General features: G+C 36.6%; 26 protein-coding genes. 25 read left to right on the top strand and 1 reads right to left on the bottom strand.

Annotated features, from left to right (window positions below):
• The first annotated feature begins 26 nt into the window (after positions 1 to 26).
• The 15 genes from ndk (at position 27) to ACTYBU_RS19220 (ending at position 15435) form a co-directional block, all read left to right on the top strand.
• A complete protein-coding gene (ndk, locus tag ACTYBU_RS19150) occupies positions 27 to 473 on the top strand; it encodes a nucleoside-diphosphate kinase (protein ID WP_445492196.1) in 447 nt (148 codons plus the stop codon).
• A gap of 172 nt (positions 474 to 645) precedes the next feature.
• Entirely contained in the window at positions 646 to 1422 is a 777-nt protein-coding gene (locus ACTYBU_RS19155; RefSeq protein WP_445492198.1) for a CheR family methyltransferase, read from the top strand.
• A 225-nt stretch (positions 1423 to 1647) separates the two neighbouring features.
• Positions 1648 to 2817: a chorismate synthase gene (aroC, locus tag ACTYBU_RS19160; RefSeq protein WP_445492200.1), complete on the top strand. Its 1170-nt coding sequence runs from the start codon at positions 1648 to 1650 to the stop codon at positions 2815 to 2817.
• Entirely contained in the window at positions 2817 to 3911 is a 1095-nt protein-coding gene (gene aroB, locus ACTYBU_RS19165; protein ID WP_445492202.1) for a 3-dehydroquinate synthase, read from the top strand. The genes aroC and aroB overlap by 1 nt, the downstream gene beginning before the upstream one ends.
• Positions 3904 to 4272, top strand: a complete 369-nt coding sequence (gene aroH, locus ACTYBU_RS19170) for a chorismate mutase (RefSeq protein WP_445492204.1) — start codon at positions 3904 to 3906, stop codon at positions 4270 to 4272. Before aroB ends, aroH begins: the two co-directional genes overlap by 8 nt.
• 254 nt (positions 4273 to 4526) lie before the next feature.
• Complete coding sequence (gene hisC / locus ACTYBU_RS19175) at positions 4527 to 5633, top strand: histidinol-phosphate transaminase (protein WP_445492205.1); 1107 nt, start codon at positions 4527 to 4529, stop codon at positions 5631 to 5633.
• 30 nt (positions 5634 to 5663) lie between these two features.
• Entirely contained in the window at positions 5664 to 6770 is a 1107-nt protein-coding gene (locus tag ACTYBU_RS19180) for a prephenate dehydrogenase (protein ID WP_445492288.1), read from the top strand.
• 26 nt (positions 6771 to 6796) lie between these two features.
• On the top strand, positions 6797 to 8089 hold the full coding sequence (gene aroA, locus ACTYBU_RS19185; protein ID WP_445492207.1) for a 3-phosphoshikimate 1-carboxyvinyltransferase: 1293 nt from the start codon (positions 6797 to 6799) through the stop codon (positions 8087 to 8089).
• A 292-nt stretch (positions 8090 to 8381) separates the two neighbouring features.
• Entirely contained in the window at positions 8382 to 9290 is a 909-nt protein-coding gene (locus ACTYBU_RS19190; RefSeq protein ID WP_445492208.1) for a hypothetical protein, read from the top strand.
• A 12-nt stretch (positions 9291 to 9302) separates the two neighbouring features.
• A complete protein-coding gene (locus ACTYBU_RS19195) occupies positions 9303 to 10559 on the top strand; it encodes a tetratricopeptide repeat protein (RefSeq protein WP_445492210.1) in 1257 nt (418 codons plus the stop codon).
• A gap of 147 nt (positions 10560 to 10706) precedes the next feature.
• Positions 10707 to 11243 carry a ReoY family proteolytic degradation factor gene (locus tag ACTYBU_RS19200; RefSeq protein WP_445492212.1) on the top strand — a complete coding sequence of 179 codons (537 nt, stop codon included), beginning with the start codon at positions 10707 to 10709 and terminating at the stop codon, positions 11241 to 11243.
• A 354-nt stretch (positions 11244 to 11597) separates the two neighbouring features.
• Complete coding sequence (locus tag ACTYBU_RS19205; RefSeq protein ID WP_445492214.1) at positions 11598 to 12197, top strand: DUF1405 domain-containing protein; 600 nt, start codon at positions 11598 to 11600, stop codon at positions 12195 to 12197.
• Positions 12198 to 12265: 68 nt separating this feature from the next.
• On the top strand, positions 12266 to 13075 hold the full coding sequence (gene ypjB / locus ACTYBU_RS19210) for a sporulation protein YpjB (RefSeq protein ID WP_445492215.1): 810 nt from the start codon (positions 12266 to 12268) through the stop codon (positions 13073 to 13075).
• A gap of 61 nt (positions 13076 to 13136) precedes the next feature.
• Positions 13137 to 13811: a zinc metallopeptidase gene (locus tag ACTYBU_RS19215; RefSeq protein WP_445492217.1), complete on the top strand. Its 675-nt coding sequence runs from the start codon at positions 13137 to 13139 to the stop codon at positions 13809 to 13811.
• Between the two features lie 406 nt (positions 13812 to 14217).
• Positions 14218 to 15435, top strand: coding sequence for an MFS transporter (locus ACTYBU_RS19220; RefSeq protein WP_445492218.1), 1218 nt, complete (start codon positions 14218 to 14220; stop codon positions 15433 to 15435).
• A gap of 62 nt (positions 15436 to 15497) precedes the next feature.
• Here ACTYBU_RS19220 and ACTYBU_RS19225 read toward each other — a convergent pair whose 3' ends face one another.
• Complete coding sequence (locus ACTYBU_RS19225) at positions 15498 to 16376, bottom strand: YitT family protein (RefSeq protein WP_445492289.1); 879 nt, start codon at positions 16374 to 16376, stop codon at positions 15498 to 15500.
• Between the two features lie 439 nt (positions 16377 to 16815).
• On the opposite strand from ACTYBU_RS19225, the gene ACTYBU_RS19230 reads away from it, so the two are divergent.
• From ACTYBU_RS19230 to panD, 10 genes are all read left to right on the top strand, one after another.
• Entirely contained in the window at positions 16816 to 17145 is a 330-nt protein-coding gene (locus ACTYBU_RS19230; protein ID WP_445492220.1) for a nucleotide pyrophosphohydrolase, read from the top strand.
• 70 nt (positions 17146 to 17215) lie between these two features.
• Positions 17216 to 18016, top strand: a complete 801-nt coding sequence (dapB, locus tag ACTYBU_RS19235; protein ID WP_445492222.1) for a 4-hydroxy-tetrahydrodipicolinate reductase — start codon at positions 17216 to 17218, stop codon at positions 18014 to 18016.
• Between the two features lie 10 nt (positions 18017 to 18026).
• Positions 18027 to 18449, top strand: coding sequence for a methylglyoxal synthase (gene mgsA / locus ACTYBU_RS19240; protein WP_445492224.1), 423 nt, complete (start codon positions 18027 to 18029; stop codon positions 18447 to 18449).
• A complete protein-coding gene (gene bshB1, locus ACTYBU_RS19245; RefSeq protein WP_445492225.1) occupies positions 18418 to 19155 on the top strand; it encodes a bacillithiol biosynthesis deacetylase BshB1 in 738 nt (245 codons plus the stop codon). The genes mgsA and bshB1 overlap by 32 nt, the downstream gene beginning before the upstream one ends.
• On the top strand, positions 19152 to 20288 hold the full coding sequence (gene bshA, locus ACTYBU_RS19250; protein WP_445492227.1) for an N-acetyl-alpha-D-glucosaminyl L-malate synthase BshA: 1137 nt from the start codon (positions 19152 to 19154) through the stop codon (positions 20286 to 20288). The genes bshB1 and bshA overlap by 4 nt, the downstream gene beginning before the upstream one ends.
• A 1-nt stretch (position 20289) precedes the next feature.
• On the top strand, positions 20290 to 21486 hold the full coding sequence (locus tag ACTYBU_RS19255) for a CCA tRNA nucleotidyltransferase (RefSeq protein WP_445492228.1): 1197 nt from the start codon (positions 20290 to 20292) through the stop codon (positions 21484 to 21486).
• Positions 21471 to 22448, top strand: coding sequence for a biotin--[acetyl-CoA-carboxylase] ligase (locus ACTYBU_RS19260; protein WP_445492230.1), 978 nt, complete (start codon positions 21471 to 21473; stop codon positions 22446 to 22448). Before ACTYBU_RS19255 ends, ACTYBU_RS19260 begins: the two co-directional genes overlap by 16 nt.
• A gap of 423 nt (positions 22449 to 22871) precedes the next feature.
• Entirely contained in the window at positions 22872 to 23708 is an 837-nt protein-coding gene (gene panB / locus ACTYBU_RS19265) for a 3-methyl-2-oxobutanoate hydroxymethyltransferase (RefSeq protein WP_445492232.1), read from the top strand.
• The gene (gene panC, locus ACTYBU_RS19270; RefSeq protein WP_445492234.1) at positions 23705 to 24574 is read left to right on the top strand and encodes a pantoate--beta-alanine ligase; all 870 of its coding nucleotides are present in this window, start codon (positions 23705 to 23707) and stop codon (positions 24572 to 24574) included. Before panB ends, panC begins: the two co-directional genes overlap by 4 nt.
• A gap of 33 nt (positions 24575 to 24607) precedes the next feature.
• A complete protein-coding gene (gene panD, locus ACTYBU_RS19275; protein ID WP_445492235.1) occupies positions 24608 to 24991 on the top strand; it encodes an aspartate 1-decarboxylase in 384 nt (127 codons plus the stop codon).
• Positions 24992 to 25094: the final 103 nt, after the last annotated feature.

The following is a 25094-nucleotide window of genomic DNA, read 5'->3' on the forward strand; positions in this document are numbered from 1 at the left end:
TCTATTTTGATTATAGGAGTGAGCGTATGGAGAGAACGTTTTTAATGGTAAAGCCAGATGGAGTACAAAGAAATCTAATAGGCAAAATTATAGAACGTTTTGAACAAAAGGGCTTTCAGCTTGTTGGTGCAAAACTAATGCAGGTATCGCAGGAATTAGCAGAAAAACACTATCAAGAGCATGTGGAAAAGCCATTTTTTTCTGACTTAGTCGGTTTTATTACTTCTGGACCCGTATTTGCGATGGTATGGCAAGGGGAAGAGGTTATTACGAAAGCTCGTCAAATGATGGGGAAAACAAATCCTTTGGAAGCATTACCAGGAACCATTCGTGGAGATTTTGGCGTAATAATGCGCAAAAATATTATTCACGGGTCAGATGGAATAGAAAGTGCCGCAAGAGAAATCGCTTTGTTTTTTAAAGAAGAGGAATTAATAGAGTACCAAAAAGACGCGAATCGCTGGATTTATTAATTTTTTATAAAACAAAGATGCTTGAATATTCAAGTATCTTTTTTTGATGAATGATTCAATATTGTCCGAACTGAACATTCCTTTATCCATTTCTAAATTAAATCCCCTTTTCCTATTATTTTCGTATATACTATAAAAAAAGAAATTCAACGTGGTGTAGTGAGGGAAAAACATGGAGAAAGATTATGAGGAGTTTGTAAGAAATTTTTATCGAACATCTGGGATTGATTTATCTTTATATAAGGAAGCCCAAATGAAAAGAAGATTAACGTCTCTATATGTAAAGAGAGGCTTTAAGTCTTTTCGGGATTATTTTCATTCCATTAGCCAAAATAAAGAGCTTTTAGAAGAGTTGCTCGATAAAATGACGATCAATGTGTCTGAATTTTACCGGAATTATAAAAGATGGGAAGTTTTAGAGCAGAAGATTCTCCCTTCTTTGACAAAAAAATCAGGAGCCAGGCTAAAAGCATGGAGCGCTGCCTGTTCTACTGGAGAAGAGCCATATACCATTTCCATGATCCTTGCTAATAGTCCAAGTTCCATTAAATTTGAAATCCTTGCAACCGATATTGATGTGAATGCGATTAATAAAGCACAGGAAGGACTTTATGTGGAAAGAGCTTTAAATGAGGTTCCACTAAAGCAAAAGCAAAGATATTTCACCCGAAATGGAAGTTTTTATGAAGTAAGCAAGGAAATAAAAAAATCGGTTGTTTTTAAAAAACAAAATTTATTAGCTGATCCATTTCATGAATCTTTTGATTTAATTGTATGCAGAAATGTGCTTATTTATTTTACAGAAGAAGCAAAGGATTTGTTATACCAAAAGTTTGCTGCAGCATTGCGCCCAGGTGGAATCTTTTTTGTCGGGAGTACAGAACAGATTTTTAATCCAGGGAAATATGGACTGGAAACGGAGGATACTTTTTTTTATAAAAAAATATAAAGTGAAGCTATCTTTATTGGATGCTGCAATGAAAAACGAGCAGTAAGAAGTAAATTAAATAGATAAAAACCAGAAAACTTTTAAAAATACAAATTATTCTATTATTTTCAACGTTTTAGCGAACTTTTTTATCATTTTTATTTTTTTTGCTATTATTATGATCAAACGTATGTTATATTGAAACATATTTCCTTTAAAGCGTTGAAGGGAGAAAGGATTCGAAAAATGAGATACTTAACTTCAGGGGAGTCACATGGTCCCAAACTTATTACAATTATTGAAGGCCTTCCAGCAGGAATGCCATTATTAGCAGCTGATATTAATGCAGAATTAGCAAGAAGACAAAAAGGCCATGGACGTGGCAGAAGAATGCAGATTGAAACAGATACCGCTGAAATTGGCGGAGGAATAAGACATGGTTACACGTTAGGTTCGCCTGTTTCTTTGATTGTTGATAACAATGACTGGAAACATTGGACAAAAATTATGGGGCAAGATCCTATTGATGAAGAAGAAACAGAAATTAAACGAAAAATTTCCCGTCCAAGACCAGGACACGCAGATTTAAATGGTGCAATTAAATATGGTCACCGTGATATGCGAAATGTGTTGGAGAGATCATCAGCAAGGGAAACGACGGTTAGGGTAGCTGCAGGTGCTGTTGGAAAAAAACTTCTTTCCCTTTTAGGAATAAAAATAGCATCGCATGTTGTTGAAATCGGTGGTGTAAGAGCAAAAGAAGCGAATTCTATTTCTATAGATGAAATGATAGAAGTATCCGAAAATTCTCCTGTGCGATGTTTAGATCCGATTGCTGAGAAAGAGATGATGAAAGCAATTGATGATGCGAAAACAAATGGTGATTCCATTGGCGGGATTGTAGAAGTAATTGTCGAAGGAATGCCAACAGGTGTAGGCAGTTATGTTCATTATGATCGCAAACTTGATTCCAAAATAGCTGGAGCCATTATGAGCATCAATGCTTTTAAAGGGGTAGAGTTTGGAATTGGCTTTGAAGCTGCAAGAAAGCCAGGCAGTGAAGTGCATGATGAAATTATTTGGGAAGAAGATAAAGGATATACACGCAGTACAAACAGATTAGGCGGTTTAGAAGGTGGAATGACTACAGGAATGCCAATCGTAGTCAGAGGTGTTATGAAGCCAATTCCAACTTTATATAAGCCTTTGAAAAGCGTAGATATTGAAACAAAGGAACCATTTGCAGCTAGTATTGAAAGATCTGATAGCTGTGCAGTTCCTGCAGCCGCAGTTGTTGCAGAAAATGTAGTAGCATGGGAATTAGCTTGTGCTATCATTGATCAATTTTATTCTGACAGATTTGATGCATTATTGGAGAATATAAATAAGCATCGTCAATATGCGAGGGAATTTTAATGAAAGCAGTCGCCATTAAAACAGATTCTAAACAGTATGATGTTTTGATAGGAGAGAATGTTCAAAAGCTTTTGCCTTCCATGCTGCAAAATGACTATCCTAAAACGACAAAAATACTAATCATAACAGATGAAACAGTAGAGAAGCTTCATTTAGCTTCTCTACAAAAAGAACTAGCTTCTTTTTCCTATGTGACATATACGGTTCCAGCTGGAGAAAAAGCGAAAACATTTGATGTTTATTATAATTGTTTAACATTTGCTCTGCAGCAAAAGCTGGATCGCAAATCTTTGGTTATTGCGCTTGGCGGCGGAGCTGTTGGTGATTTAGCAGGATTTGTTGCGGCTTCCTATATGCGAGGAATCCCTTTTATTCAAATGCCGACAACGATTTTAGCACATGATAGTGCGGTCGGAGGCAAAGTGGCGATAAATCATCCAGAAGGCAAAAATATGATTGGGGCTTTTTATCAGCCGGAAGCAGTTTTGTATAATACATCATACATTCAAACATTGCCATTTAAGGAAATAAAATCTGGCTTTGGCGAAGTGATGAAACATGCATTAATTAGTGATCCTTTATTTTATTCCATGCTGTTGCAGGATATTACGGATTTAAATAATGTTCCGGAAAAAACATGGACTTCCTTATTAAAAAGAGGGATTGAAATTAAAGCAAATATCGTCAGTCAAGATGAAAAAGAGGCTGGCATTAGAGCTTACTTGAATTTTGGTCATACATTGGGACATGCTATTGAAGCAGAAATGGGTTATGGAAATATAACACATGGGGAAGCTATTGTGATCGGTATAGTATTTGCTTTGAAATTAAGCAAAAAGAAATTTTCCTTCGATTTTTCTTGTGAAGAATTCATAAACTGGTTATCAAAGCTACAATATGATGTGGAAATTCCAAAGCAATTAGAAATAGAAAGATTAATTAACCGCATGAAACAAGACAAAAAGTCTGTTAATGGGGATATTCATTTTGTATTGCTCGAAAGCATTGGTGAACCTGTTATGATAAAAATTGGAGAAGATGAATTAAAAAGAGAGCTACAATTATTCATGGATGGAGAGAGTGTAAATGATTAGAGGAGTGCGGGGCGCAATAACCGTAGAACAAAATGAAGAACAGACAATCCTTCAGGCAACAGAGCAGCTTGTAAAAGAAATGATCATTTTAAATGATATACAAGCTGAAAACGTTGCTTCTGCGTTTGTGTCGGTCACAGATGATATTACTGCAGCATTCCCTGCAAAAGTCATTCGTTTACAAGAAGGTTGGTCGTATGTGCCAGTAATGTGCATGAAGGAAATGGATGTTCCTTTTTCATTGGAAAAGTGTATTCGCGTTATGTTTCATGTGAATACAGATGTTTCGCAAAAAGAGATAAAGCATGTGTATTTGGAAAAAGCGATTCAGCTTAGACCGGATTTAAAGAAGCTTAAATGATAAAGGCTGTTTTCTAAAAGTTTGTTGCTTTTTGATAAGTTGAAAAACTCTTTAGAATGACTGAGTTGCCTGAATACACGTAGACTCCTGCTTAGATTAGCGAGATAGGCGAGAAGAAAGCAGGAGTGAAACGACGAAGAGGCTCAGGCGTAGCCCGCGGAAAGCGAAGTATATTCAGGCTGTGGGATAAAAAACAACAATCTATACGAAAAGAGCCATGATAAAAAACGAACCATTATTCAGAGGTGAACAGCATGAAATGGAAAGATCAATTACTGAATTTGACAGCTTATCAACCAGGAAAAACAATTGATGAAGTGAAAAAACAGTTTAATTTAGAGAAAATTGTCAAACTTGCTTCCAACGAAAATCCTTTTGGCAGTTCTGCAAAAGTGAAGGAAGCACTTGAAAAAGTGGACGGTTCTTTTGCTTTGTATCCTGACGGATATGCAACCAGCCTGCGTTTTGCATTGGCAGACTTTTTAAAGGTTGCTCCAGAACAGCTAGTGCTTGGGAATGGTTCAGATGAGATTATTTTAATGATTTCTCGAGCTTTATTAAGACCTGGTTTAAATACAGTAATGGCATCCCATACTTTTGGCCAATATAAACATAACGCTATTGTGGACGGGGCAGAAGCAAGAGAAATTCCGTTGACTAGTGATGGAAATCATGATTTAGAAGCAATGCTTAGTGCAATAGACGAAAATACAAGTGTTGTTTGGTTATGCAGTCCAAATAATCCAACTGGTACTTACATTACAGAAGAAAAACTTTTAAACTTCTTAAAGGCTGTTCCGAAGGACGTACTAGTTGTATTAGATGAGGCCTATTACGAATACGTCGTAGCAGAAGATTATTATGATGCAATTAAGCTGGTTAATCAATTTGAAAATTTAATCGTATTAAGAACTTTTTCAAAGATTTATGGACTGGCAAGCATGCGAGTAGGCTATGGAATTGCAAATAAAGAGTTAGTTACAACGCTGGAGCCGATAAGAGAGCCGTTTAATGTAAATACATTAGGACAGATTGCAACAGAAACAGCTTTAAAGGATCAGGAATTTGTAGAAAGCTGTAAACAGAAAAACAGAGAAGGCATGGAATTATTTTATGATTTTTGTAAAGAACATGATTTAACTTATTATCCATCACAAACAAACTTTATTTTAATTGATTTTAAAGTAGATGGAAATGAAGTATTCCAGCATTTTATGGAAAATGGATATATTGTAAGATCGGGTGTTCCTTTGAATTTCCCGACATCTGTTCGAATTACAGTAGGCTCCAAAGAGCAAAATGAAGGATTGTTAAAAGTAATGTCTCAGTTTTTAGAAGAGAAGAAGGCAGCTGTTTTATAAATTTTTAGCAGGAAGAAGGCGGTGAAGAAAGTGAATGGCCGCGTCTTCGTTATAGGATTGGGACTAATTGGCGGTTCGCTTGCATTATGTATAAAGGAGAGGCATCCACAAAGCTATATAGTTGGCTATGATGTTTCAGAACATAATGTAAAGCTTGGGAAAATGCTTGGTGTAATAAATGAAGACGTAGATTCTATAGAAGCAGGAGCCGTGCATGCCGACTTAATCATCCTTTCTACTCCTGTAAAGGAAACGGAAAGAATTATTAAATTGCTTTCAGAATTGCCGTTGAAAAAAGGGGTAATTATTACCGATGTCGGCAGTACAAAAGGACAAATAGTCCAAAAGGCACAAGTGCTTATTAATAAAGGCGTTACATTTATAGGAGGCCATCCGATGGCTGGTTCCCATAAAAGTGGAGTGTCAGCAGCAAAACAACTGCTGTTTGAAAATGCATTTTATCTCTTAACACCAGAACCGAACACAAAAGAAGAAGAAATACAATGTTTAATAAACTGGCTAGAAGGCACAAATGCCAAGTTTCTTGTTATTTCTCCAAAGGAACATGATTTATTAACAGGAGTAATAAGCCATATGCCGCATATTGTTGCAACATCTTTAGTACATCAGGCTGATCAGACAAGTAAAACAAACGAGCTTGTAACAAGGCTTGCAGCAGGAGGCTTTAGAGACATTACGAGAATTGCCTCTAGCAGCCCAGCCATGTGGCGGGACATTTTATTGCATAACAAGGAAGTTTTGCTGAAACTTTTAAATGATTGGCAAAAAGAAATGGATAAGGTAATTTCTTTTATAAAGAAAGAAAACGCCAGTGAATTATTCAATTATTTTCAGCATGCTAAAAATGTAAGAGATGAGCTTCCTCAAAATCAAAAAGGTGCCATACCGGCATTTTATGATTTATACGTAGATGTGCCTGATTATCCTGGTGTCATCTCTGAAATTACTGGTTATTTAGCGAAGGAAACAATCAGTATAACAAATATACGCATTATTGAAACAAGAGAAGAAATAAACGGAATTTTAGTCATCAGTTTTCAAACAGATGAAGATAGACTCCGGGCACAAGAGTGTATAGCCCGCTATTCGAATTACGGAACGACTATAGAAAAGTAATAAATGGATAATAAAAGGTGATATGGATGGAACCAATAAAATTAAACGCAAGTCCGATAAGTTTACAAGGCGAACTTTCTATTCCAGGAGATAAGTCGATTTCCCACCGTTCCGTTATGTTTGGAGCAATAGCAAACGGAAGAACAACGGTTACAAACTTTTTAATGGGAGACGATTGTTTAAGTACAATCTCTTGTTTTCAAAAGCTTGGTGTAACAATTGAGCATAAAGACGAAAAAGTAATTATCGAAGGAATTGGATTGGATGGTTTAGTAGAACCAAAAGATATATTGGATGTTGGAAATTCAGGAACTACGATTCGTCTCTTATCAGGTATTCTCTCAGGAAGAGATTTTCATAGTACATTAATTGGAGATTCTTCTATCGGAAAACGTCCAATGACACGAGTGGTTAATCCATTGCGTACTATGGGTGCACAAATTGATGGGAGAAACAAAGGAGAGTTTACTCCATTATCTATTCGTGGAGGCAATTTAAAAGCTATCTCTTACCAGCTGCCAGTTGCCAGTGCACAAGTAAAATCCGCGGTACTATTTGCTGGTTTACAAGCAGAAGGAACGACTACAGTTATTGAACCTGTTGCTACAAGAGATCATACAGAAAGAATGATCAATCGATTTGGCGGAGAGATAAAGGTGGAAGGAAAAGCCATACATATTCAGGGAGGTCAAACATTAACTGGTACGGAAATCCATGTACCTGGAGATATCTCTTCTGCAGCATTCTTTTTGGTAGCAGGCTGTCTGCTGCCGAACAGTGAAATTAAGCTGAAAAATGTTGGGTTAAATCCTACTCGTACTGGTATTATGGATGTCTTAAAGAATATGGGTGCAGCATTGGAAGTTAAAATAGACGAAACGGAAGTATTTGAGCCAGTTGGCGATTTAGTTGTCAAAACAAGCAGCCTTTCAGGAGTAACGGTGGAAGGGGATATTATTCCTCGCCTAATCGATGAAATTCCGGTAATTGCTCTTTTGGCAACACAAGCAAAGGGAACTACTGTTATAAAGGATGCACATGAATTAAAAGTAAAAGAAACAAACCGAATTGATACGGTTGTGAATGAACTGAAAAAACTAGGTGCAGATATTACGGCAACAGATGACGGCATGGTTATTAACGGTGGAACTCCTCTAAAAGGAGCTGTTGTTGATAGCCATGGAGATCATCGTATCGGAATGATGCTGGCGATTGCTTCCATCATTTGTGAAGGGGAGCTTACACTGGAAAATGCGGAAGCAATTTCTGTCTCCTATCCGTCGTTTTTTGATCATTTGAATAGTTTGATGCAATTCTAACTCAGTCAGTATTGACTGGGTTTTTTTTTATTTTTTGGCTCTGTTAAACTTGCCTGTTGATTGCAGCGAGAGGCGTTTGCTTACCGCGAGCGGTCTTGGAGCCTCGCCTTCCGCTCCAATCAACAAAGTGTCCATTTCAACAATTAGCCTTATCACAGCCTATTTTTATAAAAGGGAAGGGGAAAATGCAGGATGTTTAAAATTATAGATTAATGTGATTATTTTTAATCCGGTCAGTCATATTTTATAAAATCAAATCATAGCTTGTCTTAAAATGACTGGAGGTGGTTGAATGGCATATATAATTGATAACATTACCGTGTTAAAAAAACAAAAATTTAAAAAAACATCCATTTTAATTCAAGGAAACCGAATTGAAATGATAAGACCTTCCTTTCAAAAGTATCGATGTGTTAGAATGGACGGGGCGCCATATATAATGACCCCTACTCCCATTATTTTAGATAATAAAGTAACAAAAATTCCATCCGTAAAAGAACAGAAAAACTATATTGAAAATAATTTTATAAAAAAAGGAATTACGTCCTTTTTAACCTGCTGCGAAATAAATAAGGAAAAGGAATTAGATCAGCAATTCAAACAAATGAAAAATGTTTTGATGAATTGTTCCATAGATTATATTATTAGTATTAAAATACCGTTGAAGCTATTGTCAGCTGCTTTTATCCGAAAATGCAAAAAGGAAAGAATTCCTGCCGTTTTTGTTGAAATAAAAGAAAAAAAAGATTTATATAAAGTACCTTGGGGCTGGATAAAAGAATCGATGTTCCCGTATAATTGTCCTCTTGTTCCTGTTCTACTAATAAAGGATGAACAAGAAAAGAGAAAAACATTAGATGCTTGGGCAGCAATTATGAGAGATGCAAAAATCCCTTCTGTCCCAGAAGAGGTGACAGAAGGTGAAGTTATTTCGTACTCTACCTTAATAAAAATAGGGATTTACCCATTTAAAGGAAATATTTATCAAGGGGGAGATGTTACCTATAATCTGTATGAAAAAAATCGACAAATCTTAAATATTGAACAAAATGAGTTGTTTCATTATCATAGTGATAGAATACAATTTACGATTCATAAAGGTGTTTGTATTCGAGCAGGTGAAAAAGTTTATTTTCGTCCTGGGTTTGGTGAACAAATAGAAGTAAAAGTACCTTCCTTTTTTGCTATAGGAGGAGTCTAGAGAGGAAAATACATGGAACGAGTAAACGAAATTATTGCTTTATTGGAAGAAGGACAACAGGAAAAAGCATTGCAATATTATAATGATATAGTAAAAAGTGGTTCGAATGAAGAAAGGTTTGTTTTGGGGGAAGAGTTTTTTCAATTAGGTTTTTTAGAGGAAGCGAAGCAATTATTTACACTGTTGCTAAAAGCATATCCAGAAGAAGGGGAACTATTGGTTCTTTTGGCTGAATCAGAAATGGAGCTTGGAAATGAAGAAGAAGCTATTTCTATTTTAGAAAAGATAAATTCTGAAGATGCAAGTTTTCCTCAGGCGCTATTGTTATTAGCAGATCTTTATCAGATGGATGGCTTATATGAAGTAAGTGAACAAAAGCTGCATCAGGCGAAGAAGATTTTGCCGGAAGAGATTATCATTGATTTTGCATTGGCAGAATTATATGCCGAGCAAGGCAGATTAATGGATGCAATCAATGCCTATAAGATTGTGCTTCAGGCTGAAACAGTTATTGGCGGTGTAAACATAAATGGAAGAATGGCAGATTGTTTAAGTGCTGGCGGTGCATTTGAAGAAGCGGTAACGTATTATAAAAAGGCGCTGGAAGAAAAAGTGGAGATTAACACGGTTTTTAATCTTGGATTAACGTCTCTGCAGGCTGGTTTTACTCAAAGTGCCATACACCATTTAGAGGAAGTCAAAGCTTTAGATCCGTCCTTTCATTCTCTTTATTTATATTTGGCTAAAGCATATGAAAGAGAAGAAATGCTTAAAGAAGCATATGAGGCAGCATCAGATGGCATGAAACAAGATGAATTTAACAAAGATTTATACTTGTATGCCGGCAAGCTTGCGTTAAAATTAGGGGATGAAGGAAATGCTGAAAAACAATTTCGTGAAGCTCTGGCGATAGATCCTGAATTTATTGAAGCAGTACTTTTATTAAATAAATTGTTTTTTACACAAGACAGGTTTGATGACGTAATGGAATTAATTCAATTAATGGAAGGCCAAAATATAGAAGAACCACAATTTCTGTGGGATGCAGCGAAATCTTTACAAGGATTGGAAAAATATTCAGAGGCATTAAACAAATACCGATTAGCATATACTTATTTTAAAGATCAACCAGATTTTCTATATGATTATGGATATTTTCTTTTAGAAGAAGGAAAAAGGAAGGAAGCTGCCGAAATTTTTAATAAGCTTTTAGAAAGTGATCCAAGCAATGCCGAGTATATGGAAATCATCGATCAGTTAACAGAGTAATCGCTTTATTGTAATCCTTTTTGAAATGGAAATGAGCTACAAACACAATGGTCAAAAAAGCAGCTAGACTACAAGCAAAAGGCATCTGTTTAAGGGGAGTTTGAAGAAAAATAAAAATTAGTTGCAAGCAGAGGAGGGAAATAAAAAATGAAAACCCCTGTATCTGTCAACGAGAAAAAAGACTTCATTCGTTGGTTTTTAAATCATTATCAATTGAAGAGACGGGAATGTGTTTGGATTTTAAATTATTTAATGAGCCACGATCAATTAATGGAAAAAGTCCATTTTGTTGAAAATGCGGAAAGTTGTCCACGAGGATTGGTGATGTCCACTCATTGTGTTGATGAAGTTCCGTTCCGATTTTATAAAGAAAATGTCATGACAACCGATGCAGAAAAATCTTTTCATGATATCCGTTTAAACAGAGATGAAGATATTTATATTCAATTAAATTTTTATGCTTCTAATCAAGCGCATCAATATGCAGCTGTATTGGTCGAAAATCCATTTATATCAAAAAAATTACAAATTAGCGAAAAAGATAGGTTAATTGCTGAACAATTTCTTGTATCAAGCATTGAAAAATTTCAAAAAGAAAAAATACTGAAATTAATCGATGAAGCTTTGGATAATGGAGATGAACAATCATTTCAAGAGCTGACGAATAGATTAAAACTTCTTTAAATTACTGGTAAATGATTGCAGGGAAAAACCGATAGGTCAACAGCGAAGGAAAATCGCTGTTGATTTATTGGTTTTTTTATTTTAATGCTGGTTCATTAACATCATCGGGGGTTTGTTCTGTTTCCCCTTGGTGGCTAAACTATCTGTTTCTAACTTTCTTGTGATAAAATAAAGTAAACTTCCATCAGTGGGGGTTTTCCTCATCCCCCACTGATGGTTAGTTGCACTTATCGGACCTTTACGGGCGAGTTTCAAAGCCTATCTTCCTCGATTTCTCGGAATCTTGAGGCGGGGGTCTTGCTGCCCGTTAAGAGTGGGATAAAACAATAGTCAGACGAAAGGAAGTATACATAGATGAAATGGTTGTATTTTATATTAAGCAATCGTTCCTTTTTAGTGTTATTGCTTGTAGTTAACGTGTTGGGAACGGCTTATGGGTATTACTGGTATCGATTTCAATTAGAAGAAACACCGCCAATATTTTTGGCATTTGTACCAGATAGTCCAACTGCAAGTCTGTTTTTTGTTATCGTTCTCATTGCTTTTTTATGGAAAAAAAATTGGCCGTTATTTGAGTCTTTAGCTGCCATCACCTTATTTAAATATGGCATATGGGCAGTAGTAATGAATATCCTCGTATTTTTAAAATTAGGAATGGTGGAGAAAGAGGGACTTATGCTGATTTTGTCCCATGGAGCAATGGCGATGCAAGGCTTATTGTATGCTCCGTTTTATCGGATAAAATTAAAACATGTTGTTATAGCAGCTGTTTGGACATTGCATAATGATATTATCGATTATGTATTCTTTATGATGCCGAGTTACAAAGTCTTAGATCAATATATGCAGCAAATTGGCTATTTTACTTTTTGGCTAAGCGTTGCAAGCATTGCCACCATTTATTATCTAACACAAAAAAAGAATAGATTGAAATGGAAGTTAGTGCACGAATAAAAAATTATTAGTCTAACCTTGTCCACCTCTACATACATTTTTAATAGGATACAGGGGAGGGACATGGAATGAAGGCTAAATTGATTGTATTAGTTATGTTATTGATGCTGCTTGCACCTATTTCATTATCGGTTTATGCAGATGCAGATCAAAATGCGCCTATAGATGAATTAGACTCATTATCCGACGAAGCGTTACAGCTTGTAAAATCCGCTCGATATGAAGACGCTAAAAAAATTCTTGAATATTTTTCTAATCAATTTAGCAATGTAGCAGTAAAACAGAATCCTTTTACGATGGACGAGTTGCGAATTGTTACTACAGCGCATGATGAAGCAGTGGAGGCAACGACAAATGCTTCAATGGATATGAACGAGCGAGTTAACACGGTTACGAAGTTTCGTTTGGCAGTAGACGCCCTTTCTTCTGGGCAGCAGCCCTTATGGACTCAAATGGAGGACCCTGTAATGACTGCTTACAATGAAATGGAAGCTGCTGCACAAAATGGAAATAAACAGGTTTTTGAAGAAAAAATGGAGGCGTTTCTTTCTTTATACGATATTATTTATCCCAGTCTAAAGCTGGATGTAGCAACAGGACAGTTTCAAAATCTGAATGCTCTCGTTCAATTTATTAGCAAGTATCGACTTCAAGTGTATAATAGCAGTGGTCAGCAAGATGAATTAACGGCGTTGCATGGGGAGCTGGAAGATGTATTTAATCAAGTGTATGAAGATGATGCAGATCCTTCCCTTTGGTGGGTTATTATTTCAACTGGAAGTATTATCATTCTTACATTATCCTATGTTGGTTGGAGAAAATATTTAGGGGATAAAGCAGATAAAAAAAAGAAAAGAAAATCGAATCATAAAATTTGACTCTGCGTTTTCCTTTACTTACAATTAACTTACTATAACAAGGTGAAATTGGGGGAAATGTATGTATATAGTATATTTTATTCTTATACTCTTGGTTCCTCTTTTGGTACAACTAAGAGTTAAAAGAGCTTATAATAAATATTCAAAAGTAGCTTCTTCATCTTTTATGACAGGTAAAGAAGTTGCAAGAAGAATTTTGGATAAAAATGGTTTATATGAGGTAACAGTAGAGGAAACAAGAGGGGTATTGTCTGACCACTATGATCCTCGTACTAAAGTGGTTCGCCTCTCAAGCAATAATTATCATGGACATTCTGTAGCTGCAGCCGCGATTGCTGCACACGAGGTTGGTCATGCGATACAGGATCAGCAGAACTATTCCTTTTTGCGCTTTCGCCATGCATTAGTTCCAGTTGCGAATATCGGCAGCAATTTTTCTTGGATTCTAATATTAATTGGGATGTTTGCTAATTTAGCCAATTTTGTGCTGGTAGGTATTTTATTTATGGCTGCAGCAGTATTGTTTCAATTCGTAACATTGCCAGTTGAATTTAATGCGTCAAATCGGGCGATGGATCAAGTCGTTTCGTTAGGAATTATCCGCAATAATGAAGAGCGGGAAACAAAAAAAGTATTAAATGCAGCTGCATTAACGTATGTTGCCGCAGCAGCAGTTGCTATTTTAGAATTAATTCGTTTAATTCTGATTTACACTGGGATGCAAAGAGAAGATTAAAACTTTATCCCACACTTAACGGGCAGTAAGACCCCCACCTTGAGGATGCTGAGAAATCGAGGAAGATAGGCGTTGAAACTCGCCCGTAAAGGTACGATAAGTTCAACTAACCACCAGTGGGGATGAAGAAAACCCCACTAATGGAAAGGTTCACTTTATAAACAATGGCTTTTTTTTCGATAGTCTGGGGTGCGTTGTTATTAAATAACAGCGCACTTTTTTTATGGCAAAAAAATCATATTTCACTACTCATCATCTCAAGTTTTAAAGAGAGTTCCAGAGAAATCCTGCTAATGCCTATTTTTGCGAGCTTTTCCGAGGTATAATAAGATTTGTCATCAAACGTCGTGCAAAATGATGCATGGAATGTAAAATCAGCTTATAATCAACAGGAAGAAGGGGTATTTTGCAGACAGCAGAACAGCTGCAAAAACAGCAGCAATTAACGGTTTATAAAATTTTATTTGCGATAAGTGCAGGTCATTTTATTAATGATTGCATGCAGTCAGTCGTGCCTGCGTTATTTCCGATTATTCAAAAGTCGATGGATCTTAATTACACACAAGTAGGGTGGATTGCATTTACCCTGAATATTACATCGTCTATCATGCAGCCTTTTTTTGGTGTTTTGGCAGATAAGCGTCCAGCACCTTATTTATTGCCAATCGCTATGTTCTCCAGTTTATTGGGCATGCTGGGGCTGGCATTGTCTACCAATTTTTATTTTGTACTTTTATCTGTACTATTCATCGGCTTTGGCTCCGCTATATTTCATCCTGAAGGCTCACGTGTTTCCTATATGGCAGCAGGAACGAAAAGAGGATTGGCACAGTCCATCTATCAAGTTGGCGGCAATGCCGGCCAATCGATGGCTCCATTATTTACTGCATTTATCTTTTTTTATACTGGCCAGTTTGGCACCATTTGGTTTACCTTTTTGGCAGCTGCCGGCATGTTTGTGCTTTTTTCTGTTTCCACTTGGTATAAAAGTGAACTAAAAATAAGAGAGCCAATAAAAAAGAAACAAACAAAAAAATCGCTATATATAAATAAAGAAATTATCATCGCAATCAACTTGCTAATCTTTTTAGTGTTTGCAAGATCTTGGTATGGAGCAGGCATAAATAATTTTTTTCATTTCTATATGATTAATAAATTTGATTTATCGATTCGTTCTGCCCAAATTTATGTATTTTTATTTATGCTTGCAGGGGTTGTCGGAACGTTTTTTGGTGGACCTTTAGCAGACCGATTTGGAAAAAGGAAAATATTGTTGTTTTCCATGCTAGGCTCTGCACCGTTTACCTTATTGCTTCCACATTTGCCTATTGACCTTGTAGGTCCAGTATTAATTATAATTGGTTTTATTCTGCAATCAAGCTTTAGTGTGACGGTTGTGTATGCACAGGAATTACTGCCAGGAATGATTGGCCTCGTTTCTGGATTAATTGTTGGATTAGCTTTTGGAATGGGAGCACTTGGAGCAGTAATTTTAGGGGTGCTTGGCGATAAATATGATCTGCAAACCATTATGCTTTTATGCAGTGTTTTACCTTTAATGGGCATCTTGTCTCTATTATTGCCTTCTGATAAACGTGTGAAAGAAATACATGATAATCATTAGTAAAAAAACAGCAGGAGAAAAGTAGGGCTTTCATCCTGCTGTTTTTTAGATTTACAGCAATGTTATCGCTCAAGCGGTCTTTTGTATTCATCTAAAGTAAATCCTTCCCCAAGTACATCGTGGACAACGCTGACGGATACAAAGGCATGTGGATCAATAGATGTTATGACAGATTTCAAACGGACAATTTCTGTTTTTGCAACAACACAGTAAAGAACTTCTCTTTGTTTTTTCGTAAACGAACCATGCCCTTTTAGAACAGTCACACCACGATCCATTTCGCTCATGATTTTTTCCGCTATTTCATCATTGAAATCAGAGATTATCATGGCACCTCTTGCAGCATAGGCACCCTCCTGCATGAAGTCAATCACTCTTGAGCCAACGAAAACAGCAACAAGTGTATACATAGCTTCCCTGTATGTTAAGTAAAAGATCAACGATAACGTGATCACACATGCATCAAAAAGAAACATCGTTTTTCCCATACTCCAGCCATAAAACTTAAAGCAGAGCCTTGCGATAATATCCACCCCGCCTGTTGTTCCTCCAAACCGAAAGATAATCCCCAACCCTATGCCGATAAATGTACCGGCAAAAAGCGCTGCTAACGTTAAATCTTCCTTTAGGGGAATATGCAGTTGAATGTAAGGAAGCTGGAAAAACCATAAAAAGATCGAGACGCCGACTGTGCCGATAATGGTATAGATAAACACATTTCTTCCAAGCAGCTTCCATCCAACAAAAAATAGAGGGATGTTCAATATTAGATTTGTATAAGAAGGATCTATATGTAGTTTAAAAAATAATAATAAGGTTAAACCGGTAAAACCGCCTTCTGCCAGATTATTTTGCATATTAAAATGCACAATTCCAAAGGAAAAAATCGCTGAACCTAAAAGAATAAAAAATATATTTTTTATTTTTATGCCTTTTAACAAAAAATCTCCTTCTTTCAATAAAACATAACTAGCTAAAATAAATGAAATGGACAAATAATAAAGTGAACCTTCCATCAGTGGGGGTTTTGTTCCTCCCCCACTGATGGTTAGTTGAACTTATCGGATCTTTACGGGCAGTTATCCCCCACCTAGCTTCCTCGATTTCTCAGCATCCCCGAGGTGGGGGTTTTACTGCCCGTTAAGTGTGGGATAAATAAGAAGGTAAACAAAATAAGACAGTTTTTCCACGGTGGGTATGCTTATAGCTTATTTATTATACCGAATAGACAAATGAAGAGCAACGACTTGGAAATGGAATGAGCGATAAAACGGACCACTTCTTTCTGTGAAAAAAGCTAAAATGATTGTAAAAACCTATTAGATTAGCTAACATGTAAGTGGATAAGTTGAATACTTTTTACGGCATGAGGTGGAAGGCTTGAAACAAGAGAAAACATTAAAAGAATTGCAGCAGGAAGTGGATGATTATATTGGCCAATTTAAAGAAGGATATTTTAGTCCACTTGCCATGCTAGCCCGATTAACAGAGGAATTGGGAGAGCTGGCTAGGGAAATAAACCATCACTATGGAGAGAAACCGAAAAAATCAACCGAAAATGAAAAAGAAATAAATGATGAACTTGGCGATATGCTGTTTGTTTTAGTTTGTCTCGCAAATTCTTTACATATTGATTTAGAGGAAGCGCATGATAGAGTCATGCATAAATTTAATACAAGAGATAAAGACCGCTGGACAAGAAAAGAGTAATCGTAAGATAGATAGTACGGCGAATAAAACACATGAATACATAAAAACAAATTGAAGGAGCGTATATAAAGTGGAGAAAGTGAAAATTGTAATTGCAGGAGCTAGAGGAAGAATGGGAAAGGAGGCTGTTTATTTAACTGGGCGTACCGATCATTTTCAATTAGTCGGCGTTTTAGATCATAAAAATGAGGGGAAAAAATTAAGTGAGCTAGATGGATTTGCGTCATTCGATGTGCCGATTTATACAGATATAGATACATGTTTGCAAACAGAAAAACCGGACGTGCTGATTGATTTAACAACTCCAGAGTATGGCATGCATCATGCGAGAACAGCTTTAAGCTATGGCGTTCGTCCAGTAGTAGGCACAACAGGATTTACGACGGAAAATTTGCAGGAATTAGAAAATTTATGTGAAGAAATGAATCGCGGCTGTATTATTGCGCCTAATTTCGCATTAGGAGCAGTTCTAATGATGAAATTCGCACAACTTGCAGGGAAATATTATAAAGATGCTGAAATTATTGAATTGCATCATGATCAAAAATTGGACGCTCCTTCTGGAACAGCAGTCAAAACAGCAGAATTGATCGCAGAAGTAAGAGAAACGAAAAAGCAGGGACATCCAGAAGAAAAAGAAACAATTCCAGGTGCAAGAGGAGCAGATTTTGATGGGATGCGCATCCACTCTGTTCGTTTGCCAGGATTAATTGCTCATCAGCAGGTAATGTTTGGAGCAGACGGGGAAACATTAACTTTAAAACATGATTCGTATAATCGCACATCCTTTATGTCTGGGGTGAAAATTGCAGTGGAAGAAGTGCTAAAAGTGAATGTGCTTGTATACGGTTTGGAAAATATAATTGATTAGGGGGAGAAGCATGAATATTGCCTTAATTGCTCACGACAAAAAGAAAGATGATATGGTGCGCTTTGCGACTGCTTATAAGCCAATTTTTGCAAAACATACATTATTTGCAACAGGAACGACAGGTTTAAAAATAGCGGAAGCGACTGGTTTAGAAGTGCATCGTTTTTGTTCCGGTCCACTTGGCGGTGACCAGGAAATTGGAGCAAAAATTGCCAACAATGAAATGGATATGGTTTTTTTCTTTCGTGATCCATTAACAGCTCAGCCCCATGAACCGGATGTTACTGCTCTTATTCGTTTATGTGATGTGTATTCCGTCCCACTGGCAACCAATATGGGAACAGGGGAAGTATTAATACGGGGATTAGAGCATGGTGATATAGAATGGAGAAATGTTGTACATGGAAAAACAGAAAAATTTACAGAAGAGTAACTGGGATGTAGATATATTGGCATTTGGGGCCCATGCTGATGATGTAGAGATCGGCATGGGGGCAACCATCGCCAAATATGCAAAAGCAGGAAAAAAAGTCGTGATTTGTGATTTAACCAAAAGCGAACTTTCATCTAATGGAACGGTTGACAATCGGAAAAAAGAAGCTTTTGCTGCAGGAAATGTTTTGGGAATTGCTGAAAGAGTGACCCTTGATCTTCCTGATCGCGGTTTATATATGCAAGAATCTTCCATAAAGAAAATAGTGGAAATTATTCGATTATATAAACCGAAAATCGTTTTTGCTCCATTTTTGCTTGATCGTCATCCGGATCATGGGAATTGTGCGAAATTAGTCGATGAGGCGGTATTTTCAGCGGGTATAAAAAATTTTCAAGTAGAAAGCACAACAGCACACAAAATTCAAAATAGCTATTACTATATGATCAACGGTTTTCAGAAACCTGATTTTTTAATTGATACAAGTAGTTTTATGGATAAAAAAATAGAAGCGCTGAACTGCTATAAAAGTCAATTTGTAAAATCGTCAGAAAGTGTTGATACCCCATTGGTAAATGGCTATATTGATAGTATTCAAGCAAGAGAAAAACTGTTTGGACAAGAAGCAGGAGTGGCCTTTGCTGAAGGATTTATGAAGAAAAAACCGTTGCTGTTGAATAATGATTTATTAGGTGAAAAAGAATGAAAAAATTAAAAATAGGTATTACTTGTTATCCGACAGTTGGAGGATCAGGAGTTATAGCAACAGAACTTGGAAAAATGCTAGCAGAAAAAGGACATGAAATTCACTTTATTTCCTCCAGCCTTCCATTTCGATTGAAAAAAATGTATCACAATATTTATTATCATCAAGTGGAAGTCAGCCAATATTCTGTTTTTCAGTATCCTCCATATGATATTGCTTTAAGCAGCAAGATGGCAGAAGTAATCAAGAGGGAAGAGTTGGATTTACTTCACGTGCATTATGCAATCCCCCATGCGGTCTGTGCCATATTAGCTAAGCAAATGAGTGGAAGAGATGTGAAGATTGTCACAACATTGCATGGTACAGATATTACAGTATTAGGTTATGAGCCTTCTTTATCAGACAGCATCCGATTTGGGATTGAGCAATCAGATGTTGTGACAGCTGTTTCAGAATCTTTAAAACAACAAACGTATGAGTTGATTCAGCCAAAGAATAACATTGAAGTGTTGTACAATTTTATTGATGAGAGAGTCTATCAAAAAGTTGAATCTTCCTATTTGCGTGAAGAATATGGCATTAAGCCAGAGGAGAAAGTCGTTATACATGTGTCCAATTTTCGAAGTGTGAAGCGAGTGCCAGATGTAGTTAAAGCCTTTTATCATCTTGCAGAAAAAGTCCAATCAAAGCTTTTGCTTGTTGGGGATGGACCGGAAATGAGCAATGTAACGAAGCTGGTAGATGAAATGCAAATAAGAGATCGTGTTTTATTTTTAGGAAAACAAGAAAATTTAGAAGAACTGTATTCTATAAGTGATTTAATGCTGCTGCTCTCCGAAAAAGAAAGTTTTGGCTTAGTCGCATTAGAGGCGATGGCATGTGGTGTGCCATGCATTGGCACAAATATCGGCGGCATTCCAGAGGTAATTGTGGATGGCGAAACTGGCTTTCTTTGTCAATTGGGAAATATTGAAGAAATCGGGGAAAAAGCAGCTTATTTATTAAATAACAAGGAGCTTCATGAGCAGTTCTCCCATCAATCTTATCAACGTGTTAAAGAGCATTTCCGTGCAGGGTTGATTGTTAATCAATACGAAAAAATTTATGAGACGCTGATGAAAACTGGTGAGTAGTATGAACAACCTTTTCCAAGAAGCGATACCAATCATTAATAAAATTGAAAGTGCAGGATATGCAGCTTATTTTGTCGGCGGTTCTGTCCGAGATTTATTATTAGGTAAAGAAATACATGATATTGATATTGCGACATCTGCCACACCGGAAGAAATTAAAACTATTTTTGATCAGACCATTGATGTTGGAATTCAGCATGGTACCGTGATGGTTTTATTTCACAAACATACATATGAAATTACCACTTTTCGGACAGAGTCAACCTATATAGATCACCGAAGACCATCTGAAGTGTTTTTCGTAAGAAATTTAAAGGATGATTTAAAACGTAGAGATTTTACGATGAATGCAATGGCAATGGATAAAAACGGCAGGATTCTTGATTATTTTCATGGAAAAGATGCGTTGAAAAATAAACAAATTGTCACTGTTGGAAATGCTAATGAGCGTTTCCAAGAAGATGCTCTTCGTATGATGCGGGGAATTCGTTTTATCAGCACATTAGATTTTACATTAGAAGCAGATACCAAAAAGTCCATTATGGAAAATAGACGGCTGCTGAAAGAAATTTCAGTAGAAAGAATTACAGCAGAATTTGAAAAGTTGCTGGAAGGTGTTGCGAGAAATAAAGCATTAAAGGATATGGCGGAAACAAAGATATACGAATATTTGCCTGCTTTAAATGGAAAAGAGCACGCTGTCGTCCAATTATCTTTGCTGGATACCAAGCTGCTAAATCGTCAGGAAATGTGGGCTTTATTTCTATTGCTTTTAAATCGGAAGGAAAACAAATCCATTGAAGCGTTTCTGCGGGATTGGAAGCTGCCGGTTAAAAACATAAAACAGATCCAAAAAATTATTATATTTGTTTTAAAGGTTCAAGTTTATCCTTGGACTGCCAAAGATTTGTATGAAGCTACACTTCCTATTGCATACAGTTCAGAAAAAGTTTCTAACGTTTTTTTGCAGAAGAAAATAGATTTGCAGCTGTTAAAAGAGAGTTATGAAAAACTGCCAATAAAAAGTAGACAAGATCTTGCCCTTACTGGACGGGATGTTATGGCTTGGAGCAATAAGCCTTCAGGACCGTGGATAAAAGAATTGTTGGAGGTTGTCGAGCAAGCAGTTTTGACGAAAAAAGTTCAAAACGAGAAATCGGTAATAAAGGAGTGGCTCCAATCGTGTCATCTGATTTAAGAAAAAGATTGCTTGAAGCTTTTACAAGCAGACCAGATCAATATATTTCTGGCCAAGAGCTGGCAAATGTATTAGGTTGTTCAAGAACTGCCATTTGGAAACATATCGAAGAACTTAGAAAAGACGGATTTGCACTAGAAGCCGTGCGTAAAAAGGGATACCGGATTCTAAACGGCCCTAAAAAAATAATTCCAGATGAAATTCGGTTCGGTTTGAAAACAAAAAGTATTGGCAGAAGCATCTACTATGAGGAAACGGTGGAGTCAACGCAAAAGATTGCACATAAACTGTCAATAGAAGGAGCAGAAAATGGCACCCTTGTTGTTGCCGAAGAGCAGCTTGGAGGAAAAGGAAGGCTGAATCGTCAATGGCATTCTCCTAAATTTAAAGGCATCTGGATGAGTTTGCTTTTAAGACCCAATATTCCTCTTATGCATGCTCCTCAATTAACCTTGCTTACAGCAGTAGCTGTTGTTCAAGGGATAGAAGAAATAACAGGGGTGCAGGCACAAATAAAATGGCCTAATGACCTTTTGATAAATGGCAAAAAAGTAACCGGGATTTTAACAGAGATGCAGGCGGAAAGCGATCGTATACAATCAGTTATTATTGGGATCGGCATCAATGTAAATCAGGAGCTTGGGGATTATCCAGAGGATATTCAATCGATTGCAACATCACTTGCCATTGAAACAAAAGAAATTTGGAATCGGGCCCAAATTATCCAAGCCATCCTTATGCAAATAGAAAAACTGTATACCCTCTTTTTAGAGAATGGTTTTTACCCTATTAAATTATTATGGGAAAGCTATGCAGTCAGCATAGGAAAAAAAGTAACGGCAAGGACTCTCGCAGGTAATATGCAAGGAATCGCATTAGGCATTACCGATGATGGAGTATTATTACTAAAAGATGAAAATGGAGAAACGCATCATATTTATTCAGCAGATATATTAATTTAATGGTAATTTTTTTATAGTAAGAAATTGCATCGTTTGATATAATGCATTTATTGGGCAGTATCTTCAAGGAACTGCACCTTTAGCAAGGATCTTTGTCATCAAAACCATCATTTTAAAGCTACAAAATGTCTAGCTTTAACCATGATAAAAGAGTTGAGTGCATTGGCAAATATGCCTAAAAAAGCATTCTGCCTTATTTTAATTAATTCTGCCTAGATCCAAAAATGGACAGGGACAGAGGGAGGAAACGAAAAATTAAACGTGACGAGACTGTCTCAAAAGCATAAGACTAATTCTATACCAGCTTTTTTTGCAATTGATCCAATAAAGGATCGTAAAAAGGGCTGCTTGGAAACGGTTAAATGATGGGGCAGTCTCTTTTTTTTGTTCTGAACTACCCTCTTCAAATTTAAGGAGGACATAATGAAGTCAACAACAGATTTTCAAAAGATGAAACAGCAGAAGGAAAAAATTACGATGATTACGGCTTACGATTATCCCTCTGCTAAGCAGGTGGAAAAGGCGAATGCTGATATGATTTTGGTAGGTGATTCATTAGGAATGGTTGTCCTTGGATATGATTCGACGGTTCCAGTAACAATGAATGATATGATCCATCATGGAAAGGCAGTAAAGCGCGGTGCCAAGGATACTTTTATCGTTATCGACATGCCATTTATGAGTTATCATCTTTCCGAAAGGGACACTTTACTAAATGGAGCAAAGCTTATCCAAGAAACAGGTGCAAATGCTATTAAACTGGAAGGCGCAGATGATGTAATCGATAAAATCAGACTGTTGACAAACGCGGGCATCCCAGTAATGGGGCATTTAGGATTAACCCCTCAAACAGTTGGGGTATTAGGAGGCTACAAAGTACAAGGGAGAAACTATCAAGAAGCGCTTGCTCTAATAGAAAATGCAAAAAAGTGCGAAAAAGCAGGTGCCTTTGCCATTGTATTAGAGTGTGTCCCTATGCAGCTTGCAAAAGAGGTCAGCAGCCAATTGCATATACCTGTCATTGGAATTGGTGCAGGTGTCGATGCGGATGGCCAAGTTCTTGTCTATCATGATCTGCTGACATACGGCGTTGAACGTGTTGCTAAATTTGTTAAACAGTATACAAATATAAATGAAACTATTTCCATTGCATTAGAACAATATATTAGAGAAGTGAAAACTTGTCAATTTCCTGAAACGAAACATAGCTTTACAATGAAAGAAGAAGAAATGAATCGTCTTTATGGAGGAAAACAATGAGCATATTAACAAAAACAAAAATAATCACAAAAAAAGAAGAACTGCAAGCATTGACAACGAATCTTAAAAAGGAACATAAAGTAATAGGTTTTGTACCGACAATGGGTTATCTTCATGAAGGCCATCGCGCTTTGTTAAAAGAGGCACGGGCAAATAATGAAATTGTCATTTTAAGTATTTTTGTCAATCCGCTGCAATTCGGTCCAACAGAAGATTTAGATTCTTATCCAAGAGATTTTGATAGAGACCTTCTAGTAGCATGTGAAGAGCAAGTGGATTATCTTTTTTATCCAACAGTGGAAGAAATGTATCCTGATACTCCTTCTGTAACAGTAAAGGTGCACACCAGAACGAATGTATTATGTGGTAGTTCTCGTCCAGGTCATTTTGATGGAGTTGCAACGGTGTTAACTAAACTTTTTCATCTAGTTCAGCCAAATCATGCATACTTTGGGCAAAAAGATGCACAACAAGTAGCAGTAGTTCATGGATTAATAGAAGATTTTCATTTTCCAATCAAACTTATAGCGGTGAATACGGTTCGTGAAGAAGACGGTTTAGCAAAAAGCTCAAGAAATGTCCGGCTTTCCCAAGAGGAAAGAAAAGAAGCAGGAATTCTTTATCAATCGCTTGCTGCTGCAAGAGAAGAGTTAATAAAAGGAAATAATCAACTGGATGATTTGATTGCCCACTTAAAAGATAAGGTGGAAAAGGAATCAAGCGGGATAGTAGATTATTTGGAAATCTTAACGTATCCTGCATTGGAGAAAATTAATCAGCCTTCTGGCAAGGTGATAGTAGCAATCGCTGTGCAGTTTAAAAAGGCTAGATTGATTGATAATATTATTTTTGATCTTTCGATGTAAATGTAAATTTGAATAAAGTTAGGAGAATAGATAATGTTTCGTACGATGATGAACGGAAAAATACATCGGGCAACCGTTACAGAAGCTAATTTAAATTATGTTGGAAGCATTACGATTGATGAAGACATTTTGGATGCTGTCGGGATGGCACCTAATGAAAAGGTGCAAATAGTTAATAATAATAATGGTGCAAGACTTGAAACATATATCATTCCTGGTAAAAGAGGAAGCGGTACTGTTTGTCTGAATGGAGCAGCAGCACGATTAGTGCAAGAAGGAGATATTGTAATCATCATTTCCTATGCACTAGTAGCAAATAACGACATTTCTGATCATAAACCTAAAGTAGCTATTATGGATGAAAATAATAAAATAATGACGTTATTGCATCAGGAGCCGGAAAAAACAGTAATTTAAGGCTGTGGAACTGCTGAACATTCTTGTTAGTGTGTAAATTAGATGCCCCTAAACTTAAAGCAGATCGAAAACGTCTGAATTTTAAAGCGTGAACAACCAGGGA

Source organism: Niallia sp. 03133 (genome assembly GCF_052663225.1).

What these genes read in the sequence shown, in the direction of transcription:
- ndk (WP_445492196.1), top strand. Translation starts at nt 27, where the DNA reads ATGGAGAGAACGTTTTTAATGGTAAAGCCAGATGGAGTACAAAGAAAT.
- ACTYBU_RS19155 (WP_445492198.1), top strand. Translation starts at nt 646, where the DNA reads ATGGAGAAAGATTATGAGGAGTTTGTAAGAAATTTTTATCGAACATCT.
- aroC (WP_445492200.1), top strand. Translation starts at nt 1,648, where the DNA reads ATGAGATACTTAACTTCAGGGGAGTCACATGGTCCCAAACTTATTACA.
- aroB (WP_445492202.1), top strand. Translation starts at nt 2,817, where the DNA reads ATGAAAGCAGTCGCCATTAAAACAGATTCTAAACAGTATGATGTTTTG.
- aroH (WP_445492204.1), top strand. Translation starts at nt 3,904, where the DNA reads ATGATTAGAGGAGTGCGGGGCGCAATAACCGTAGAACAAAATGAAGAA.
- hisC (WP_445492205.1), top strand. Translation starts at nt 4,527, where the DNA reads ATGAAATGGAAAGATCAATTACTGAATTTGACAGCTTATCAACCAGGA.
- aroA (WP_445492207.1), top strand. Translation starts at nt 6,797, where the DNA reads ATGGAACCAATAAAATTAAACGCAAGTCCGATAAGTTTACAAGGCGAA.
- ACTYBU_RS19190 (WP_445492208.1), top strand. Translation starts at nt 8,382, where the DNA reads ATGGCATATATAATTGATAACATTACCGTGTTAAAAAAACAAAAATTT.
- ACTYBU_RS19195 (WP_445492210.1), top strand. Translation starts at nt 9,303, where the DNA reads ATGGAACGAGTAAACGAAATTATTGCTTTATTGGAAGAAGGACAACAG.
- ACTYBU_RS19200 (WP_445492212.1), top strand. Translation starts at nt 10,707, where the DNA reads ATGAAAACCCCTGTATCTGTCAACGAGAAAAAAGACTTCATTCGTTGG.
- ACTYBU_RS19205 (WP_445492214.1), top strand. Translation starts at nt 11,598, where the DNA reads ATGAAATGGTTGTATTTTATATTAAGCAATCGTTCCTTTTTAGTGTTA.
- ypjB (WP_445492215.1), top strand. Translation starts at nt 12,266, where the DNA reads ATGAAGGCTAAATTGATTGTATTAGTTATGTTATTGATGCTGCTTGCA.
- ACTYBU_RS19215 (WP_445492217.1), top strand. Translation starts at nt 13,137, where the DNA reads ATGTATATAGTATATTTTATTCTTATACTCTTGGTTCCTCTTTTGGTA.
- mgsA (WP_445492224.1), top strand. Translation starts at nt 18,027, where the DNA reads ATGAATATTGCCTTAATTGCTCACGACAAAAAGAAAGATGATATGGTG.
- bshB1 (WP_445492225.1), top strand. Translation starts at nt 18,418, where the DNA reads ATGGAAAAACAGAAAAATTTACAGAAGAGTAACTGGGATGTAGATATA.
- bshA (WP_445492227.1), top strand. Translation starts at nt 19,152, where the DNA reads ATGAAAAAATTAAAAATAGGTATTACTTGTTATCCGACAGTTGGAGGA.
- ACTYBU_RS19255 (WP_445492228.1), top strand. Translation starts at nt 20,290, where the DNA reads ATGAACAACCTTTTCCAAGAAGCGATACCAATCATTAATAAAATTGAA.
- panB (WP_445492232.1), top strand. Translation starts at nt 22,872, where the DNA reads ATGAAGTCAACAACAGATTTTCAAAAGATGAAACAGCAGAAGGAAAAA.
- panC (WP_445492234.1), top strand. Translation starts at nt 23,705, where the DNA reads ATGAGCATATTAACAAAAACAAAAATAATCACAAAAAAAGAAGAACTG.
- panD (WP_445492235.1), top strand. Translation starts at nt 24,608, where the DNA reads ATGTTTCGTACGATGATGAACGGAAAAATACATCGGGCAACCGTTACA.